Here is a 20,456-nt window from a genome sequence, read left to right as displayed (position 1 = left end):
TCTTAAACAAAAAAATTAAAAGTATTTTTTGCCTTTTTTTTAAACAAATCCCTAAATCACTAATTAACCGACACTTAATCAATAAATCAAATGAAAAAGTCTATTTATATTGACATAAATAAGATGTTTGTGAAGATACTTTAACTTTAAAATTCTTATCTGCATCGATTTGATAAGACTCTCCTGCTTTGTAGGTTGTCCATTCTGTAGAATCTGGTAATAGAACAATCATTTCCCCTTCTACAACAATCATAGTTTCGTGTAGACTTGTTGAAAACTCATAGGTTCCCGCTTCCATAACTCCTAATGTAGATTTTCCTGTAGATGATTCATATCCTAGGGACTTAACATTTCCATCAAAATACTCGTTAGCTGAAATCATAATATTTAATATTTAAATTGACTACAAAAATACGGAATTACAAAGAAGTAATAACCTCTAAAAGAATAGGATTTTTGACAAAAAAAAGACCTTACTAATTATAAGTAAGGTCTTTTTTTTAATGCTAAAAATTAGTTATGACTGTTGTTCGCCTTCTTTTAGAGGTTCGGTTTGCATAATAAAATCTTCACCAAAGATATATTCTCCATTTTCATCAACTTTACTATAGTCATAAGGCCAACGATGAACTTCTGGAATTTCTCCAGGCCAATTTCCATGAATATGTTCTACTGGTGTTGTCCACTCTAAGGTTGTTGACCTCCATGGATTTTGAGATGCAACTTTACCTTTGTATATACTCATGAAGAAATTCACTAAGAAAATTACTTGAGCAATTCCTCCAATAATAGCAAAAATAGTCATGACTTGGTTTATGTTGGCTAAATCATCAAAAAGAGGAAAATTTGTGTTCGTATAATATCTACGAGGCAAACCTGCTAAACCGATGAAATGCATTGGGAAGAAAACACCATAAGCAGCTATGGCTGTTATCCAAAAATGTATGTATCCTAAAGTTTTGTTCATCATTCTTCCGTACATTTTTGGGAACCAATGATAAATACCTGCATACATACCGTAAATGGCAGATACTCCCATTACGAGATGAAAATGAGCTACAACAAAATAAGTATCATGAACATTGATGTCTAATGCTGAATCACCTAGAACAATACCTGTCAATCCACCTGTAATAAAAGTGGAAACCAATCCTATTGAAAACAACATGGCTGTATTGAATTGTAAATTACCTTTCCACAGGGTAGTAATATAATTAAATGCTTTAACAGCAGATGGGATCGCTATCAGTAAAGTTGTAAAGGTGAAAACTGAACCAAGAAAAGGGTTCATACCTGAAATAAACATATGGTGCCCCCAAACGATTGTTGACAAAAAGGCAATTGCCATTATAGAACCAACCATAGCTCGGTAACCAAAAATAGGCTTTCTAGAATTCGTAGAAATGACTTCAGAGGTTAAACCCAAAGCAGGTAATAATACAATATACACCTCAGGGTGCCCTAAAAACCAAAATAAATGTTCAAATAATACAGGAGAACCTCCTTGATAGTTTAAAACCTCACCTCCGATAAAAATGTCAGATAAAAAGAATGATGTCCCGAAACTTCTATCAAAAATTAGCAACAAAACAGCAGAGAATAATACAGGGAAAGATACAACTCCAATAATGGCTGTTACAAAGAACGCCCACATGGTTAATGGCAATCTAGTCATCGACATCCCTTTAGTTCTTAAGTTTAATACCGTAACGATATAATTTAATGAACCTATTAAAGAAGACGCAATAAAAAGCGCCATAGACACTAACCAAAGAGTCATACCGGTACCAGAACCTGGAATCGCTTGAGGTAAGGCTGATAGAGGTGGATATATCGTCCAACCTGCAGATGCTGGTCCTGCTTGAACAAATAAAGATACAACCATAACAACTGAAGAAGTAAAAAACAACCAATAAGACACACAGTTCATAAAACCTGATGCCATATCTCTAGCTCCGATCTGTAATGGGATTAGTAAGTTAGAAAAGGTTCCACTCAATCCAGCTGTCAAAACGAAAAATACCATTATTGTACCATGAATTGTTACTAGTGCCAAATAAATATCTGGTTTCATAACACCCGTTTCGGACTGAAAACGTTCTGGCAAAAATGCTTCTATGATTGAAAAAGATTGCTCTGGCCATGCTATTTGTAGCCTGAATAACAAAGACATTAATACTCCAATAACTCCCATGATCATACCAGTTACTAAAAACTGCTTTGCAATCATTTTATGATCAAAACTAAATATATACTTAGTTACGAATGTTTCTTTATGGTGATGTGCTGACATAATAAATTTTTCTTTTTATGATTCTAAAACGGTATTTTTAACTAAAATAATTCTTTTGCCGTCTTTTGTTGATTTAACCAGATCAAATAATCTTTTTCTGAATCAACAACAATTTTCATTTGCATGTTATAGTGAGAAGATCCACAAATCTTATTACACAATAATAGATAATCGAACTCGTAAGGCTCTTCACCCTTAGCTGCCCTTGCAATGTTTACACGAGATACTTTTTTCATGACATCTCTTTGTTGACGCATTTCGTGAGTTGTAAACTTTGGGGTAAATCCAAATTCAGTTACCATCCCTGGAACACAATTCATCTGAGCTCTAAAATGTGGCATGTATGCGGAGTGTAATACATCTTGAGATCTAAATTTAAAAACAACTTTTTTACCAACAGGTAAATGCAATTCTCTTACAGGTATATCATCATGAGAATTAACATCAGACATATCAATACCAATCGTGTTGGCACCCTTAATGTTTCTAACATTACCACGACCTAATTCATTATCTCTACCTGCATATCTAGCTTCCCATGCAAATTGTTTTGCATAGATTTCAACTAATACAGCATCATCACCTTCTAAATCGGTAACATCATTCCATATTGACAAACCGTATAAAATTAAAACCGCTAAAACAACAGTTGGTATAGTAGTCCATATCAATTCTAACTTGTGTGAGTCTGCAAAGAAAGTAGCTTTTCTTCCTTTAATACCTCTATACTTGTATGAAAAGAAGTACAACAATGCTTGTGTAATAAATTGAACAATACCAATAAGCCAAAAAGTTATCACATACAAATTATCGTAATCTTCTCCTTCTACAGAAGCAGAATCGGGTAACATCAAATCTTGAAAAAAGATCAAACAATACGCCATTAGAAGGTAGAAACCAACCATAAATACGATGAAAAGTTTTCCTTGAATATCGTTGTCTTTCTCAGTAGCGATAGGATTGTTTTTGTTTTCGAAAGTAATGACTTTAACACCATCTTTAATTTCTTTAAAGATTAGTCTGAAAGTTAGTAGTTTATTTACTTGCCAAATTCCAATGGCAAAAGCAACAGCTACGAAAAAATAAAATAATGCTAACATAATTTTTTTTTAATTTTTTTTTGCAAATGTAATGATATTATTAATAATGGAACTGTTCACTTTCGTGTAAAAACGGATTTCCTTTTGCTATTAATGGAGCTTTACTCATTGAAGTAAATACACCATAAATGAATAATCCTAAGAAGAACAAAACACTTCCAATTTCACCCCAACCAAATCCCCATTGATCTCCTACAGTAGCAGGCATAATCATTACGAAGACATCGATATAATGCCCCACAAGAATGATACTTCCTGTACCTAAAACAATTTGAGGAATGCGTTTGAAATCACTATTTAGTAACATCAGTACTGGCAAGATAAAGTTCAAAGGAATCATTCCTAAAAACAATAATTTATACTCGTCAAAGCGTTGTACGAAATATGTAGTTTCTTCTGGCATATCAGCATACCATATCAACATAAACTGGGCAAACCATAAGTAAGTCCAAAACACTGAGAAACCAAACATAAATTTAGCTAAATCATGTAAATGGCTATTGTTCACAATTTCTAAATAACCTTTAGATTTTAAGTAAACTGTCACCATTGCAATTACAGTTAAAGCAGAGACAATTCCTGTTGCAAATACATACCAACCGAAGAGGGTAGAAAACCAGTGTGGGTCTAATCCCATAATCCAATCCCAAACAGACATAGATTCAGTGAAAATAAAGAAAGCTAAAAAAGCAACACCTAATTTATAGTTCTTGTGATAATTGATCAAATCGGACGCATTATCTTGCAACAAGGAATATTTCCTGTTAAAAAAACGGAATACATTCCAACCAGCCAAATAAATAATACTCGAGATCAACCACCTTGGGACATTTAACCAACCTGATTTATTGGCTATAATTGGGTCAAAGTTTGGTGAGCTAGGATCAACAGTACCTTCAGCCATCCATACGAACAAGTGATTTGCATGAAAAGCAGTTGCTAGGATAAACAATAAAAATATCACTGACACATAAGGTAAAAAACCTGATATAGCTTCCATTACTCTAAATAAGACGATAGACCATCCTGCTTGAGCAACACGTTGAATGTTAAGGAATGCAAACACAACAACGGTCACAAAAGTGAAAAAGAATAAAGCAACATAAAATGCAGCCCAAGGTCTATTTTGTAATTGATGAAACACATGAGCTAAATGTTCTTCATGCTCCACTTCTTGTGATTCATGTTCAGCACTTTGGTGATGATCTACATGGGTATCATGAGCAGTAGAGTGATTAGAATCATGGTCATGATGACTGTCATGGGAATTTGTGGCATGAGCTACATCTGAATGAGCATCGTGTGACACTTCTTGGTGTGCTAATATTTCAGCTGTTTCTTCTAAATTGCTAGGGGAAGAGACAAAACTGATGATAATACCTATAAAACCAATTACCATTAGGGCAATAGCTGTTAACTTTAGTTTACTTGAAAATTGATACATAATTTATCTAATGTTTGGTAATTATTTTAACAAGTTTTTTCTTAATTCCTGAACGTGTTTTACAATCAACCATCGTTCTTTTTCTGTTAACTGAGAAGCATGAGACCCCATCATGTTTTTACCATGCATAAGAACATGATAAATACTACCTTCTGTAATGTCTCTATCTTTGTAATTAGGAATACCTAAAAACTTTTCTCTTTTAACTAAATCTCCTAAGCCATTACCCTTTTTACCGTGACATACTACACAATAAATTTGATAAAGCTGAGCTGATTTTTTACTATCAAAATCTTCAGGGGTTAATGGTGACTTTAAGTTCTTCTTAGCTGACAGATAACCTTCGTTCGTGTCAGGATACTCATAAGGTATATGACCTCTAGAGACTGATCCTACAGCAGGCAATTGAGCTTCAGACCCATTCTCAAAAACATTACTTTCTTCGTATGGCTCACCAGAAACCGATTGATACATATCGGGCATAAATTGTAATTTACGCCTAGTCTTGTCGCATGAAGTAAAAACGAATGCAACTAATGCTATAACTATTGATGTTTTAAATAATTTACTCATGAGTTCTTAATGCTTTTCAATTACTTTAATCTCAACAGCGTTTGTAGTATTCAATAAAGCTGTTAATTCTTCTTCATTATCATCTACTGATACTTCCATAAGAAAGATATCGTCCGTAGTCCTAGGATCAGGGTTTTCTGCTTCTTTAAATGGCCATAATCTACTTCTCATATAAAAAGTAATCACCATCAAGTGTGCTGCAAAGAAAACTGTCAATTCGAACATAATTGGAACAAAAGCTGGCATATTGTAAATCCAAGCAAAGTTAGGTTTACCACCAATATCTTGAGGCCAATCTTCAATCATCATGTAGTTGGTCATCCAAGTAGCAAATGCTAGACCACATAGTCCATACAAGAAAGCACATATAGCCAAACGAGTATGTGGTAATCCTAATAATTTATCCAAACCATGGACAGGAAAAGGTGTAAAAACTTCTTCAATATGATGATTTGATTCTTTTACTGTTTTAACGGCATCCATTAAAACATCGTCATCATTGTATAATGCGTGTATAACTTTATTAGTGCTCATTTTTTCCGTCTCTTAATTGTTTATAATGTTGTCCTGAAGATTTCATAATTGTTTTTACTTCTGCCTGAGCGATTACTGGGAAGGTTCTAGCGTATAGTAGGAACAATACAAAAAAGAATCCTATGGTTCCAACAAAAACACCAACATCTACAAAGGTAGGCTCAAAACGAGTCCATGTAGAAGGCAAATGTCCTTTACTCAACACAATTGCAATAATATCAAAACGCTCAAACCACATACCAATATTTATAGCTATGGAGATAATGAAAGACCAAATAAAGCTTCTTCTCACTTTTGTGATCCACAACAACTGAGGGATGGCAATATTGAATAATATCAACGACCAGAAAGCCCAACCATAGGGACCTGTAGCAGCTCCTACTGACATGTATGTGTAATTTTCGTAAGGGGAACCTGTATACCAAGCGATGAAAAACTCGGATGCATAAGCTACAGCAACAATACCACCTGTCACAATGATCACAATATTCATATATTCGACGTGCAAACGTGTGATGTAGTTTTCTAAGTTTGAAACCTTTCTCATGATCCCCAACAAGGTTTGTACCATTGCAAAACCTGAAAAGATTGCTCCTGCAACAAAATAGGGAGGGAAGATGGTTGAATGCCAACCTGGATTGATAGAGGTAGCAAAGTCCATAGATACAATAGTATGAACCGAAAGTACTAACGGAGTTGCTAACCCAGCTAAGACTAATGAAACTTCCTCAAAACGTTGCCAATCTTTTGCCCTTCCAGACCATCCGAAGGACAATAAAGCATATATCTTTTTCTGAAAAGGTTTAACAGCTCTATCTCTAATCATTGCAAAATCTGGTAACAATCCAGTCCACCAAAACACTAATGAGACTGATAGATAGGTAGAAATTGCAAACACATCCCACAGTAAGGGTGAGTTAAAGTTTACCCACAAAGATCCAAATTGATTTGGTATAGGCAATACCCAATAACCATTCCAGGGACGTCCCATATGGATTAAAGGGAACAAACCTGCTTGAAAAACTGCAAAAATGGTCATTGCTTCCGCAGAGCGGTTGATGGCCATTCTCCACTTTTGGCGAAATAATAAAAGGACTGCTGATATTAATGTTCCAGCATGACCAATCCCTACCCACCATACAAAGTTAGTAATATCCCAAGCCCATCCAATGTTCTTGTTCAATCCCCAAACTCCTATTCCTGTACCGATAGTATATAGAATACATCCTACACCCCACATGAATGCAACTAGTGCAATACCAAATGCGATGTACCAATTTTTATTTGCCTTACCCTCTATTGGTTTGACGATATCCATTGTGATATCGTGGTAACTCTTTTCCCCTAAAACTAAAGGTTCTCTAATGGGTGCTTCGTAATGAGACGACATATATTTAATTTTAAATATTTATTTATTTTTTTAAGCTTCGTTTGTGTTTCTTATCTTGGTATGATAAACAACATTATTGTCAGTTCCAATGAACTCTAATAATCTGTAAGCACGCTTATCATTTCGTAAATCAGTCACTTCATCTTCTGAGTTGTTTATATCACCAAACTTGATAGAACCTGTACTACATGCACTAGAGCAAGCAGTTGAAAATTCATTGACATCAACAGGACGACCTTCCTTTTTAGCATCTAAGATAGTCTTCTGAGTCATTTGGATACACATAGAACATTTTTCCATAACTCCACGTGAACGTACTGTCACATCAGGGTTTAACACCATCTTTCCGTAATCATCGTTCATGTTAAAATCAAACTCATCATTACTGTTGTATCTAAACCAGTTGAAACGACGCACTCTGTAAGGACAGTTATTAGCACAGTAACGTGTACCTACACATCTATTGTAAGTCATTTGGTTTTGACCTTGACGACCATGTGTCGTAGCAGCTACAGGACATACCGTTTCACAAGGTGCATGATTACAGTGTTGACACATAATAGGCTGAAAAGCAACCTGTGGATTTAACGCTTCAACCGTTTCTAAGGATTCATAAAAGGCAGCATTGTCTTCAGTTGTTGGTGCTGAATTAGATTTTTTAGTTTCTAAACCTGCATCTCCTTCTGAGGTATAATACCTATCGATACGTAACCAGTGCATATCTCTTCCTACTCTAACTTCGTGTTTTCCTACAACAGGTACATTGTTCTCAGAATGACAAGCAACCACACATGAACCACATCCAGTACAAGAAGTCAAATCAATGGATAAGTTAAAATGATGACCTATCGATCGATCATGATCATCCCATAAATCAACGGTAGTTACATCTACCTCTTTGTGTTTTAAGGATACTTCAGGTCTAGGATTCCAATTTTCAACATGACCGTTTGTATATTCATCTAAACTAGTTTCTCTTAAAATATCGTGACGTCCGGCTATTGTATGTTGTAATTGCTCACACGCAAATAAATGCTCACCACCTGTATTGGTAATCGTTGCAATTTGTGATCCTCCAAAGGCAACAGCGTAAGCATTAACTCCTAATAGCATTTCTTGCTTCAAGGCCTTAGTCTTACCATATCCATAAGACAAAGCTAACGTACCTTGTGCTTGTCCAGGTTGTATTAAAACTGGAATATTTTCAAGAGCAACTCCATTAACCGTTATGGTTGCATATTGTCCATTGATAGCTCCATTGTCTTGAACCGGGTTTGAAAACCCTAAAGCATCTGCATCTAGTTGAGACATTAACAAATAATTATCCCATGACGCTCGAGTCAAAGGATCTGGTAATTCTTGTAACCATGGATTATTTGCTTGTTGTCCATCTCCTAAGGCAATGGAAGAATATAAGGTCAACTCAAAATCACCTGACTTTGTATTTCCTTTCAATACATTTACAGCTGAAGCAACATCAATTGATCTACCTCTGAGCCTAGAGCTATTTAAAGGAACAAAACCATCATGCAAAGATTGATTCCATGAAGCACCATTGAGTACATTGGACTTAGCATAAGAAGTTAAGTAATCATAATACGAACTACTTGACCCTGACCAAGCCAATAAGCAATCTTGAAATTGCATGGTATCAAACAAAGGCTTAATTGTTGGCTGTGTCAAACTGTACTGATCTGCAGACATTTTAACATCTCCCCAAGACTCTAAATAACTTGGTGTTGCTAAAGCATACTGCATTTCGCTTAATGTTTCATCTTCCTTAGAAGAAAAACCAACAGTCAATTTTGTTTTAGCCAAACCAGCTTTGAAATCTGAGGCATTTGGTAAGGTATAAACTGGATTAGTGCTATAGGTAATCAAAGCACCTACTTTTCCTGCTTTTAGTTCTGCGACTAAATTAGAAAGGTCCGCATCATTACCGCCACGTACATATCGCACATTTTTAGTATCTAATATCTCAGAATTTAAGTAGTTATTGATCGCTAGAGCTATTAACTGTGCATTTTTATCTTGAATACCGGTAACAACTATAGACTTCTCTGCGGATTTCTTTAATTGAGCAGCTGCCTTAAGAATAGATGCGTCTCCCGGTGTTTTCTTTGATGGTAAATTCTGACCTGTTACTGCATTGTAAAGGTTAATCAAAGCAAAAGCTTGTTCAGAAGGCTTTAAAACTACACGCTTATCTGCATTAGCTCCAGTTAAAGAATAATTCGCTTCAAATTGTATATGGCGTGAAAAATTACCAGACTTTACGTCTCTTCCGGCAGCATATGCAGCACTAAAACCTCCTCCTTGCCAATCCCCTAAGAAATCTGCTCCTATGGAAACAATTGTTTTAGCGTTTTCTAACTTATAATTGGCCAAAGCTCTCTCACTGTATACTTCTTCAAAAGCGTCTAAAGCAGCGGACTCTGATACAGCATCATAAGTTACATGTGATACGTTTTTATATTTTTTAGAAAATTGAGCAATAATCGCTTCTGTTGAAGGACTTGCCATAGTCCCTGTCAAAAGGACTATTTTTTGACCATCATTTGAAAGACTTTCTAATTGAGCTGCAACCCTAGAATTTACGTCTGACCAAGAAGCAGTATTCCCCTTGATTTTTGGACCTCTCAATCTTAAACTATCATACAAGGACAAGACTGATGCATTGATACGTGCATTTGTAATTCCTTTAGCTTCCTTGTTTGGTAAAATAAAAACAGGACGTCCTTCCTTAGTCTTTACCAGAACATTGGCAAAATCGAATCCGTCAGCAATTGTAGACGCATAGTAATTTGCAATCCCTGGAGTAATCTCTTCAGGTTTCATCACATAGGGAACCGATTTGATAACAGGACCTTCACAAGCGGCTAAAGAAGCTGCTGCTGTTGTAAACCCAACGTATTTTAAGAAATCTCGTCTAGTAGTACTAGAAGCTTCTAAAGTCTCTTTATCACCTAAGAACGATTCTGGAGATTGTCCTTCATTGAATTCGTTTTGCTCAAGCGAAGCAACAATAGAACTATTTTCATTTAGTTCCTCAACACTTTTCCAGTATTTTTTGTTTGATGCCATGGTTAATTTTGTTTTTCTATAATTGATGCTAAATATAACTTAGCTTAAATTCTTTAGTTCTTAATAGTGACACTTACCACATTCTTTACCCCCTAACTGGGCAATGGTAACTTTGTTTACACCATACTTCTGTGACAACTGCTCATGTATCTTCTTGTAATATCCATTACCTTCAAGATTCACTTCAGTCTCTTTGTGACAATCGATACACCACCCCATCGTTAATGGAGAGTGCTGATACACTTCTTCCATTTCCTCTATAGGACCATGACACTTCTTACAGGCTACTCCTGCTACGGTCACGTGCTGTGAGTGATTGAAATAAGCAAAATCAGGCAAGTTATGAATACGCACCCACTTGATCGGCTTCGTCTCTCCTGTATACTTAAGATTTTCATCATCCCAACCAGCAGCATCGTAAATTTTTTGAATTTCATAATCTAAACTGGCTTTACCTAGAATTCTTCCTTCTCCTAAAACCACCTGAGTATCATCTGCAACTTCTGCTATGTTCTTATGACAATTCATACAAACGTTTACTGAAGGAATTCCAGATGTTTTTGAATGCTTTGCTGAAGAATGACAGTATTGACAATCTATTTTATTATCTCCAGAGTGTATCTTATGAGAAAATGCAATGGGCTGAACAGGCTGATATCCTTCATCTACTCCGATGGACAATAATGCTGTAAAACCAAAATACACACCTAAGAAAACTAAGAAGATTGTAGCACATATCTTTAAGAAACCATTCTTGCTTTTGAAGTAAATCCATCCGATTAAAACCAACAACACTAATGTTACCACTACAGTAGCAATTATAGGTAAAACTTCACTAGGAGTAGATTCAACTTCGGCTACCTGTACAACAGAAGCCACACCAGCTGTACTAGCTTTTTTCACATCTCCTACTGTTGTGTACGCAATAATGTCTTCTATCTGTGCATCTGACAAGAATTCAAAAGCACTCATAGAAACTCTTCCATACTCTTCGTAGATTGCTTTTGCATCAGCATCGCCTGAAGCTCTCAACTTATTGTTGTTCTTAATCCACGCTTTCAACCAGTCCATGTCACGGCGCTCAGCCACATTTGCAAGAGCAGGACCTGTTGCCTTCTTGTTTAATTTGTGACACGATGCACAATGCATATTAAACAATGCCTTCCCAGCTTTTACCTGTTCATCTGATGGTTTATCTTGGGCCGATAAACTCAAAGAAAAAGAGAAGAAAAGCACTAAACTTAACTTTAAAACACTAGATAATTTTCTGTGTAATTTCACAATTTTCATACAGTTGTATAATAAGTTTTAAATATATGTTTTTCGTGGAATCATAATTCATGATAAAATCACAATGATTTCACGTAGTACAAAAGTAATATTATGCTTCCAATTGACGAACAGTTATGCGGTCTAAAAGTTAATTTATAGAAATTCTAAATAAACCTTTTTTACAATAACTTTTATTATATTTGTTCCTTCATTTAACCTATTATTTGTGCGAACTAAAATAACTATACTTACTATCCTAATTGCCAGTCTATTCTCGATAGAAACATCTTTTTCACAAGAAAAAAAAAACCTTTTGGAGTCCTTTATTCAAAAAAAACGTGAACACAATAGAACTAGCAAAACAGGCTTCAGTATACTACTGTACAACGGTAACGAGAACGAAGCTTTAGAAGTTTACAAATCCTTTGCAAAACAGTTCGATTATATCAAAGTCAAACTTACCTATATAAGCCCTGATTGGAAAGTAATCACTAATCCTTACAGTACAAAAATTGAAGCAGAACATATTTTAATGGTCATAAAAGAACATTACCCCGATGCTAAAGTTTTATAACAACAACACTCCACAAAAGCAACAACATAAAAAAGACGTTACTTAGATTAGTAACGTCTTTTTTTTTACACATCAAAGAAGATATTTTTATCTAATCAATTTCTTGTATTTTATTCTTTTCGGCATTTGATCTCCACCTAATCTTTTGACTTTATTTTCTTCGTATTCTGAAAACGAACCCTCAAAGAAATACACTTGACTATCTCCTTCAAAGGCTAAGATATGAGTACAAACTCTATCTAAAAACCATCTGTCATGTGAGATTACTACAGCACAACCGGCAAAATTATCTAAGCCCTCTTCTAGAGCTCTTAGCGTATTAACATCTAAGTCGTTTGTCGGCTCATCCAACAATAAAACATTTCCTTCCTCTCTTAGAGTCATTGCTAAATGCAAGCGATTTCGTTCTCCTCCAGACAAAGTAGACACCTTTTTGTTTTGCTCTGAACCTGAAAAATTAAAACGAGAAAGATAAGCTCTTGAATTTACCATTTTACCCCCCATCATAATCAACTCCTGACCTTCTGAGAAATTCTCCCAAATAGACTTGTCAGCATCAATATTTGCATGGTTTTGATCTACATAAGCAATCTTAGCAGTATCACCTACCACAAACTGTCCTTCATCAGGAACTTGTTCTCCCATGATCATTCTAAAAATAGTTGACTTTCCTGCTCCGTTAGGTCCAATAATTCCTACGATTCCATTTTGCGGCAAATCAAACTCTAAATTATCATACAATAATTTCTCTCCAAATGCTTTAGCTACATTTTTAGACGCTATCACATTAGTACCCAATCTTGGCCCGTTTGGAATGTAAATTTCTAGTTTTTCTTCAACCTGCTTTTGATCTTGATTCATCAACTTATCATAATTCTTGAGACGAGCTTTTGATTTTGCTTGACGACCTTTGGCCCCCTGTTGAACCCACTCTAACTCTCTAGCTAATGTCTTTTGACGCTTGGAAGCAGTTTTTTCTTCTTTTGCTAAACGTTGACCTTTTTGGTCTAACCAAGACGAATAGTTCCCTTTCCATGGAATCCCTTCTCCTCTATCTAACTCAAGGATCCAACCTGCAACATTATCTAAGAAATACCTATCATGCGTAATAGCGATTACTGTTCCCTTGTACTGCCCTAAGTGCTGCTCCAACCAATGAACGGACTCTGCGTCTAAATGGTTCGTTGGCTCATCTAATAACAAGACATCTGGCTCCTGCAACAACAATCTACACAAAGCAACACGTCGTCTTTCTCCTCCAGACAAATTCTTAATTGGAGTTTCGCCTTCAGGAGTACGCAAAGCATCCATAGCGATCTCTAATTTTGTATCTAATTCCCACGCATTTGAAGCATCAATCATATCTTGTAATTCTGCTTGACGGGCCATCAACTTATCCATCTTATCTGCATCAGAGTATACTTCTTCCAGACCGAACATGTCGTTAATTTTGTTATACTCTTCAAGAACAGCAACTGTTTCAGCAGCTCCTTCTTTTACAATATCCATGACTGTCTTATCCTCATCTAGCTGTGGTTCTTGTTCTAAATACCCAACAGTGTAACCTTCTAAAAAAGTAATATCGCCTTGATAATTCTTTTCTAATCCTGCAATGATTTTCATCAGTGTAGATTTACCTGAACCGTTTAATCCTAAAATTCCAATTTTAGCTCCATAAAAAAAACTCAAATGAATATTCTTTAACACTTGTTTCCCAGTAGATTGATAAGTTTTACTCAATCCGGACATTGAAAAAATCACTTTTTTATCGTCTGACATATTTTTTTAAATTTTTATAAATCAAAAATACTTCTTTTTTCACAAAGGAATACATTTTGAAGAGTTACTATTGAACAAAAGACCTTTTTAAAAAAAAACCTGTAAAGAGGACTTTACAGGTTTTTTTGTTTTGTGGAAATATTCAATTAAAACTTCGTTTCTAATTTAATATAATCTCTAAACTCCTTTTGTTTATCTATACTTTTAAAAGCACCTCCAAATTCTCCAGTCACAGTTGAACTTTCAATATCTTTTACACCTCTAGAATTGACACATAAATGCTTTGCATCTATGATACAAGCAACGTCTGCCGTGCCTAAAGCTTCTTGCAGCGCTTTTACTATTTGGCGGGTTAATCTCTCTTGAACTTGGGGTCTTTTAGCGAAATGATCTACAATACGATTCATTTTTGATAACCCTACTACAGTTCCCTTAGATATGTATGCCACATGGGCGCGTCCAACAATTGGCAACAAGTGGTGTTCACATGTGGAGTATACCACAATGTTTTTTTCAACCAACATCTCTCCATACTGGTAACTGTTGCTAAATGTTGAGAGTTTTGGTCTGTTTTGAGGATTTAGACCTCCGAACAATTCTTTGACATATGCTTTGGCCACTCGCCTCGGTGTTCCTTGCAAACTATCATCTGTTAAATCCAACCCAAGCGTTTCCATGATTTCTTTAACATTCTTTTGTATTCTCTCTATCTTTTTTGCGTCGGACAATTCAAAAGCATCATCTCGCATTGGCGTTTTGGTCACATCTCCGATGTGATTATCTCCTAAATCATCAATTTCTTCGTAGTTCATTATGTCAATTTCTTGGGACATATTTATATGTTATAAGTTGCAAATTTACGAATTAATTACGATTTGTAACAATTCATTTAACTTACATACAGATTGTTCACCTGTAATCATGTTTTTTAGAGTGTACTCTCCATCATTTATTTCCTTAGAACCCACTAGCACAACATAAGGAATACCTCTTTTATTGGCATAAGTCATTTGTTTTTTCATTTTTGCACTTCCGGGGTATAACTCTGATTTAACTCCCTCTGATCTTAGTTTAGCGATAGCTTTTGTCGCATAAAGCGCTTCATTATCTCCGAAATTGATAAACAAAACATCTGGCCTAGGCTGCTGCACTTGTTTAAATAGCTCTAACTCTTCTAAAACCAAATAAATTCTATCTAGCCCAAAAGATATTCCAACTCCACTAATTCCTTTTAGACCAAAAACACCTGTTAAATCATCGTAACGACCTCCTCCTCCAATGGATCCCATCTTTACACCCTCAGGCGCAGCAACTTCAAATATCGCACCAGTGTAATAATTTAATCCACGGGCCAAAGTTACATCTAATATCAAACGTGAGGATTCCAATCCTATCGCTTCTATCGTATCTATAATGAATCTTAATTCATCGATACCTTTGGTTCCTTCTTCTGAATCAGCCAACATTTCTGCTAACTGATCCAACTTTTCTTGGTTAGGACCGGTAAACATAAAAAGAGGCGATACTTTTTGAATCGCTTGCTCTGAAATACCTTTTTCTAACATTTCTTGGATCACTCCTTCTTTGCCAATTTTATCTAACTTGTCCAAGGCTACTGTAAAATCTATCAACTTATCGCTAGCACCAATAACCTCAGCAATACCTGACAAGATTTTTCTGTTGTTCATTTTAATAGTTACCCCTTTAAGGCCTAATTTATAAAAAACAGTATCATACAATTGTATAAAATCAACTTCTTGCCAAAGGGAATCACTACCTACAACGTCCGCATCACACTGATAAAACTCTCTAAACCTACCTTTTTGTGGACGGTCTGCCCTCCAGACAGGTTGGATTTGAAACCTCTTAAAGGGAAATTCTATTTCGTTTTGATGTTGGACTACATAACGAGCAAATGGTACTGTCAAGTCGTATCGCAAAGCTTTTTCAGAAATATCACTCAACAATGTTTTGCTGTCTCTATTAATCAGTGCATTGTCACTAGCTTTTTTTAAATAGTCTCCTGAATTCAAGATTTTAAAAATCAATCTATCTCCCTCGTCGCCATACTTACCCATTAAGGTTTTTGAGTTTTCAAATGAAGGAGTTTCTATCGATTGAAATCCAAAATTCTTAAAAACAGATTTAATTGTTGTAAAAATGTAATCTCGCTTTGCTATTTCAACTGGAGAAAAATCTCTAGTACCTTTAGGAATACTTGGTTTTTGTGCCATACAAATGCCTATTGTTTTGAGCAACAAATATAAATAAACTAAAAACGAATCCATCACGAATCTGTCAGCTATTTTGCAAAACAAAAAAAGCAGTTTAGATCGTTCTAAACTGCTTTTCTATTTGTTTTAGGTACTTTCTAAGACCCGCACATTTCACAATCATCAGGGTTTTCCTGAGACCTCAGGACCATCTCTTTAAACTCTTCAGGAGATAATGGTTCTTCCTCTTGCTCTTTTTTATCATTATTTAGAGTAAACTTGATCGCATTAACTGCTGATTTGGTTCTTAAATAATACATTCCTGTTTTTAAGCCAGATTTCCAAGCATAGAAGTGCATCGATGTCAATTTAGAGTAATTTGCATCTTCCATAAACAAGTTTAAAGATTGAGATTGATCAATAAAATAACCTCTATGCCTTGACATGTCAATAATATCTTTCATACTTAATTCCCAGACTGTTTTGTATAAATCTTTTAAATCCTGAGGAATCTCTTCAATGTGCTGAATAGAACCATTGGCTCTCATCAATTCTTCTTTCAAAGCATTATCCCACAAACCAAGCTCTACCAAATCTTCTAATAGATGCTTGTTGACTACAATAAACTCACCTGACAACACTCTACGTGTATAGATATTGGAAGTATAGGGTTCAAAAGCCTCATTGTTTCCTAAAATCTGTGAGGTAGAAGCTGTTGGCATTGGTGCAACTAATAAAGAGTTACGCACTCCATTTTTCTTTACTGATTTTCGCAGCTTACCCCAGTCCCAACGACCGCTTAAATCCTCATCATTAATACCCCACATATTAAACTGAAACTCTCCTTTAGACATTGGAGAACCCTTAAATGTAGAATAAGCTCCTTTGCTTGAAGCAATTTCCATAGAAGACTCTACTGCTGCAAAATATAGCGTTTCGAATATATCTTTATTCAATTGCTTCGCTGCTTCTGAAGTAAACGGTAACCTTAGCATGATAAACGCATCCGCCAACCCTTGGATACCTAATCCTACGGGACGGTGTCTCATGTTTGAATTTTCGGCTTCTTTTACTGGATAATAATTTCTATCAATAACAGTGTCCAAGTTTCTTGTTACTTTTTTAACAACTTTGTACAACTTGTCATGATCAAAAAACTTCTCTCCTTTGTCATTCGTTTCTACAAACATTGACACCGCAATTGATGCTAAATTACAAACAGCTACCTCATCCTTAGCTGTATACTCCATGATTTCAGTACACAAATTAGAAGAACGAATAACTCCTAGGTTCTTTTGATTCGATTTTCTGTTGACTGAATCCTTATAAAGCATGTAAGGATTTCCAGTTTCTATTTGAGCTTCTAAAACTTTTTCCCATAACTCACGGGCTTTGATTGTTTTTCGTCCCTTGCCTTTGGCCTCGTATTCAGTATACAAAGCTTCGAACTCTTCTCCGTATGTATCATACAATCCTGGACATTCATTAGGACACATCAGTGTCCATTCTGCATTCTGCTCAACACGCTTCATAAACAAATCTGAAATCCATAATGCTAAAAACAAATCTCTTGCACGCTTTTCTTCAGCCCCTGTGTTCTTTCTTAAATCTAAGAACTCAAAAACATCAGCATGCCAGGGTTCTATGTAAATAGCAAAAGATCCTTTACGTTTTCCTCCTCCTTGGTCAACATAACGAGCGGTATCATTATAGACCTTTAGCATAGGTATGATTCCGTTTGAAGTTCCATTTGTCCCACGGATATAAGAACCTGTAGCTCTAATATTATGTATAGATAATCCTATCCCACCTGCTGACTGAGATATTTTAGCTGTCTGCTTTAATGTATCATAAATTCCTTCAATACTGTCATCTTGCATTTGTAGCAAGAAACATGAAGACATTTGTGGTTTAGGAGTTCCCGAATTGAACAAAGTTGGAGTTGCATGAGTAAAATACTTTTTACTCATTAAATTGTACGTTTCTATAGCCTCATCTATGTCATTCAAATGAATACCTATAGAGACACGCATTAGCATCTGTTGAGGACGCTCTGCAATCTGACCATTGATCTTCAAAAGATAAGAGCGCTCTAATGTCTTAAATCCAAAATAATCGTAATTGAAATCTCTGTCATATACGATCGAAGAATCTAGCAAAGCTGCATTGTCTTGAATTACCTTGTACACCTCATCTGACAACAGTGGGGCTTCTAAACCAGTACGTGGATTGACATACTCGTACAATTCTTTCATGGTAGCAGAAAAAGACTTCTCTGTGTTCTTATGCAAATTAGAAACTGAAATTCTTGCTGCTAACTTCGCGTAATCTGGATGGGCAGTGGTCAATGTTGCTGCAATTTCGGCAGCTAGGTTATCTAACTCCGAAGTTGTTACTCCATCATACAAACCTTCTATGACACGCATGGCTACCTTAACTGGATCAACCAGTGGGTTTAACCCGTAACAAATTTTTCTAATTCTTGCCGTGATTTTGTCAAACATCACGGACTCCTTTTGCCCATCTCTTTTAATTACGTACATAAATATATTTTTAATTAGTTAGTTTATAGGTAGTATAGTTCTAACAGCGCTTTTTAAAAAGCACTGCAAAAAATTAAATAAAGTTGTTTTCTTTAATTAAAAATCAGCATCAAAGCTTATCTCTCCAGTTCCTCCTGATTTGACTCCAGCCTTTTGATATTCTGAAACTCTTTTCTCGAAGAAGTTTGTTTTACCTTCCAGAGAAATCATATCCATGAAATCAAATGGATTGCTTGAGTTGTATTCTCTTTCACATCCAAACTCTACCAGTAATCTATCCGTCACGAATTCAAGATATTGACCCATCAAATTAGCATTCATACCAATCAAACTAACTGGTAAAGACTCTGTTATAAACACTTTTTCAATATTCAATGCATCAACAATAATCTCTTTAATTCTTTCTTTTGGCACTTTATTCACAATGTGATTGTTGTGCAAGTGAACTGCAAAATCACAGTGAAGCCCTTCATCTCTAGATATCAACTCGTTCGAGAAAGTTAATCCTGGTAGTAAACCTCGTTTCTTCATCCAGAAGATGGCACAAAAACTTCCTGAGAAGAAAATCCCCTCTACTGCAGCAAAGGCTATCAAGCGCTCTGCAAAAGAATCTGACTCTATCCATTTGAGCGCCCAATCTGCTTTAAGTTTAATCGCTGGAAAATGCTCTATCGCTTGAAACAGTTTGTTTTTTTCTTCTTCATTTTTTACATATGTATCAATCAATAAAGAATATACTTCGGAATGAATATTTTCCATCATGATCTGAAAACCATAAAAGAATTTTGCTTCAGCATATTGAACTTCACTCACAAAGTTTTCAGCTAAATTTTCATTTACAATACCATCAGAAGCCGCAAAAAAGGCTAATATGTGCTTGATAAAATAACGTTCATCATCGTTAAGCTTGTTCTCCCAATCTACAACATCTTGGTGAAGATCAATCTCTTCTGCAGTCCATATACTAGCTTCTTGTTTTTTATACCATTCCCATATATCTTGGTGTTGTATTGGGAAAATTACAAATCTGTTTGGGTCATCTTGTAGAATTGGTTCAACTTGAGGCATATCTTAGTTTTTTCTTTGGTTTATACTATACATTTTATTGCTAACAAAGATTGTAAAAAATAGTTTTGAATAAAAGAACTACTTATTCACAAAAACCAAAAGTTCTTAACAATACACAAAATAAGAGGCTATATTATCAGTGAAGAAAACATGATGTTTTGAAAAAAAAATGAGAGGAAAGTTAGTATTAAAGAGGGTTTATTGTGCACTCACACAAGAGTCATAAAAATAAATATGGATTACTTTTGCCTTTTCTTCCATTCTTCTGCAACCTTTTCTAACTCTAAATACCAATTATTTCCGAATTTTAAAATAAGTGCATTCTTCAAAAACTTATATACTGGCACTTGGAGTTCTTTTCCTAAAACACAAGCATCATCACAAATATCCCAAGTATTATAATTAACCGCAGAAAATTCAGCATAATCTTGTACACGAATAGGATATAGATGACACGATATTGGTTTTTTCCAATCAACCAAACCTTGGTTGTAAGCTTGCTCTATTCCACAAGAGCTGATTCCTTTATGGTCAAAAGTAACGAAAGCACACTCTTTCCCATTTACTAAAGTTGTTTCACGCTCTCCAT

16 protein-coding genes are annotated in these 20,456 nt (G+C 35.4%); 1 reads left to right on the top strand and 15 read right to left on the bottom strand.

The window, feature by feature from the left end:
• Positions 1 to 100: 100 nt before the first annotated feature.
• The 9 genes from ABF281_RS02225 to ABF281_RS02185 all read right to left on the bottom strand — a co-directional run bounded on the left by ABF281_RS02225 (position 101) and on the right by ABF281_RS02185 (position 11,708).
• Entirely contained in the window at positions 101 to 382 is a 282-nt protein-coding gene (locus ABF281_RS02225; RefSeq protein ID WP_347180071.1) for a pyrimidine/purine nucleoside phosphorylase, read from the bottom strand.
• Positions 383 to 517: 135 nt separating this feature from the next.
• Complete coding sequence (locus tag ABF281_RS02220; protein ID WP_347180070.1) at positions 518 to 2,293, bottom strand: cbb3-type cytochrome c oxidase subunit I; 1,776 nt, start codon at positions 2,291 to 2,293, stop codon at positions 518 to 520.
• 41 nt (positions 2,294 to 2,334) lie between these two features.
• Positions 2,335 to 3,393, bottom strand: a complete 1,059-nt coding sequence (locus ABF281_RS02215) for a cytochrome c oxidase subunit II (RefSeq protein WP_347180069.1) — start codon at positions 3,391 to 3,393, stop codon at positions 2,335 to 2,337.
• A gap of 40 nt (positions 3,394 to 3,433) precedes the next feature.
• A complete protein-coding gene (locus ABF281_RS02210; RefSeq protein WP_347180068.1) occupies positions 3,434 to 4,837 on the bottom strand; it encodes a quinol:cytochrome C oxidoreductase in 1,404 nt (467 codons plus the stop codon).
• A 21-nt stretch (positions 4,838 to 4,858) separates the two neighbouring features.
• A complete protein-coding gene (locus ABF281_RS02205; RefSeq protein ID WP_347180067.1) occupies positions 4,859 to 5,410 on the bottom strand; it encodes a cytochrome c in 552 nt (183 codons plus the stop codon).
• Positions 5,411 to 5,416: 6 nt separating this feature from the next.
• The gene (locus ABF281_RS02200; RefSeq protein WP_347180066.1) at positions 5,417 to 5,944 is read right to left on the bottom strand and encodes a DUF3341 domain-containing protein; all 528 of its coding nucleotides are present in this window, start codon (positions 5,942 to 5,944) and stop codon (positions 5,417 to 5,419) included.
• On the bottom strand, positions 5,934 to 7,334 hold the full coding sequence (gene nrfD / locus ABF281_RS02195) for an NrfD/PsrC family molybdoenzyme membrane anchor subunit (RefSeq protein WP_347180065.1): 1,401 nt from the start codon (positions 7,332 to 7,334) through the stop codon (positions 5,934 to 5,936). The genes ABF281_RS02200 and nrfD overlap by 11 nt, the downstream gene beginning before the upstream one ends.
• A gap of 30 nt (positions 7,335 to 7,364) precedes the next feature.
• Positions 7,365 to 10,418, bottom strand: coding sequence for a TAT-variant-translocated molybdopterin oxidoreductase (locus ABF281_RS02190; RefSeq protein ID WP_347180064.1), 3,054 nt, complete (start codon positions 10,416 to 10,418; stop codon positions 7,365 to 7,367).
• Positions 10,419 to 10,478: 60 nt separating this feature from the next.
• Positions 10,479 to 11,708: a c-type cytochrome gene (locus ABF281_RS02185; RefSeq protein ID WP_347180063.1), complete on the bottom strand. Its 1,230-nt coding sequence runs from the start codon at positions 11,706 to 11,708 to the stop codon at positions 10,479 to 10,481.
• A 295-nt stretch (positions 11,709 to 12,003) separates the two neighbouring features.
• Here ABF281_RS02185 and ABF281_RS02180 point away from each other — a divergent pair, with 295 nt between their 5' ends.
• A complete protein-coding gene (locus ABF281_RS02180; protein ID WP_347180062.1) occupies positions 12,004 to 12,264 on the top strand; it encodes a hypothetical protein in 261 nt (86 codons plus the stop codon).
• 87 nt (positions 12,265 to 12,351) lie between these two features.
• Here the strand turns inward: ABF281_RS02180 and ettA are convergent, their stop codons facing one another.
• The 6 genes from ettA to ABF281_RS02150 all read right to left on the bottom strand — a co-directional run.
• Entirely contained in the window at positions 12,352 to 14,043 is a 1,692-nt protein-coding gene (gene ettA, locus ABF281_RS02175; RefSeq protein ID WP_347180061.1) for an energy-dependent translational throttle protein EttA, read from the bottom strand.
• Between the two features lie 146 nt (positions 14,044 to 14,189).
• The gene (gene folE / locus ABF281_RS02170) at positions 14,190 to 14,855 is read right to left on the bottom strand and encodes a GTP cyclohydrolase I FolE (protein ID WP_347180060.1); all 666 of its coding nucleotides are present in this window, start codon (positions 14,853 to 14,855) and stop codon (positions 14,190 to 14,192) included.
• Between the two features lie 45 nt (positions 14,856 to 14,900).
• Entirely contained in the window at positions 14,901 to 16,277 is a 1,377-nt protein-coding gene (hisS, locus tag ABF281_RS02165) for a histidine--tRNA ligase (RefSeq protein WP_347180059.1), read from the bottom strand.
• A gap of 137 nt (positions 16,278 to 16,414) precedes the next feature.
• On the bottom strand, positions 16,415 to 18,799 hold the full coding sequence (locus ABF281_RS02160) for a ribonucleoside-diphosphate reductase subunit alpha (RefSeq protein WP_347180058.1): 2,385 nt from the start codon (positions 18,797 to 18,799) through the stop codon (positions 16,415 to 16,417).
• Positions 18,800 to 18,895: 96 nt separating this feature from the next.
• Complete coding sequence (locus tag ABF281_RS02155; protein ID WP_347180057.1) at positions 18,896 to 19,867, bottom strand: ribonucleotide-diphosphate reductase subunit beta; 972 nt, start codon at positions 19,865 to 19,867, stop codon at positions 18,896 to 18,898.
• A 239-nt stretch (positions 19,868 to 20,106) separates the two neighbouring features.
• Positions 20,107 to 20,456: DUF3109 family protein (locus ABF281_RS02150; protein ID WP_347180056.1), on the bottom strand; the 350-nt coding region annotated here is incomplete at its 5' end.

This window comes from Wenyingzhuangia sp. (genome assembly GCF_039768515.1).
Lineage (GTDB): Bacteria > Bacteroidota > Bacteroidia > Flavobacteriales > Flavobacteriaceae > Wenyingzhuangia.
This window is presented reverse-complemented; position numbering and strand designations above follow the sequence as displayed.

Excerpts from the sequence above, each read along its gene's own strand:
- ABF281_RS02225 (WP_347180071.1), bottom strand. The coding sequence starts at position 382 with ATGATTTCAGCTAACGAGTATTTTGATGGAAATGTTAAGTCCCTAGGA.
- ABF281_RS02220 (WP_347180070.1), bottom strand. The coding sequence starts at position 2,293 with ATGTCAGCACATCACCATAAAGAAACATTCGTAACTAAGTATATATTT.
- ABF281_RS02215 (WP_347180069.1), bottom strand. The coding sequence starts at position 3,393 with ATGTTAGCATTATTTTATTTTTTCGTAGCTGTTGCTTTTGCCATTGGA.
- ABF281_RS02210 (WP_347180068.1), bottom strand. The coding sequence starts at position 4,837 with ATGTATCAATTTTCAAGTAAACTAAAGTTAACAGCTATTGCCCTAATG.
- ABF281_RS02205 (WP_347180067.1), bottom strand. The coding sequence starts at position 5,410 with ATGAGTAAATTATTTAAAACATCAATAGTTATAGCATTAGTTGCATTC.
- ABF281_RS02200 (WP_347180066.1), bottom strand. The coding sequence starts at position 5,944 with ATGAGCACTAATAAAGTTATACACGCATTATACAATGATGACGATGTT.
- nrfD (WP_347180065.1), bottom strand. The coding sequence starts at position 7,334 with ATGTCGTCTCATTACGAAGCACCCATTAGAGAACCTTTAGTTTTAGGG.
- ABF281_RS02190 (WP_347180064.1), bottom strand. The coding sequence starts at position 10,418 with ATGGCATCAAACAAAAAATACTGGAAAAGTGTTGAGGAACTAAATGAA.
- ABF281_RS02185 (WP_347180063.1), bottom strand. The coding sequence starts at position 11,708 with ATGAAAATTGTGAAATTACACAGAAAATTATCTAGTGTTTTAAAGTTA.
- ettA (WP_347180061.1), bottom strand. The coding sequence starts at position 14,043 with ATGTCAGACGATAAAAAAGTGATTTTTTCAATGTCCGGATTGAGTAAA.
- folE (WP_347180060.1), bottom strand. The coding sequence starts at position 14,855 with ATGAACTACGAAGAAATTGATGATTTAGGAGATAATCACATCGGAGAT.
- hisS (WP_347180059.1), bottom strand. The coding sequence starts at position 16,277 with ATGGCACAAAAACCAAGTATTCCTAAAGGTACTAGAGATTTTTCTCCA.
- ABF281_RS02160 (WP_347180058.1), bottom strand. The coding sequence starts at position 18,799 with ATGTACGTAATTAAAAGAGATGGGCAAAAGGAGTCCGTGATGTTTGAC.
- ABF281_RS02155 (WP_347180057.1), bottom strand. The coding sequence starts at position 19,867 with ATGCCTCAAGTTGAACCAATTCTACAAGATGACCCAAACAGATTTGTA.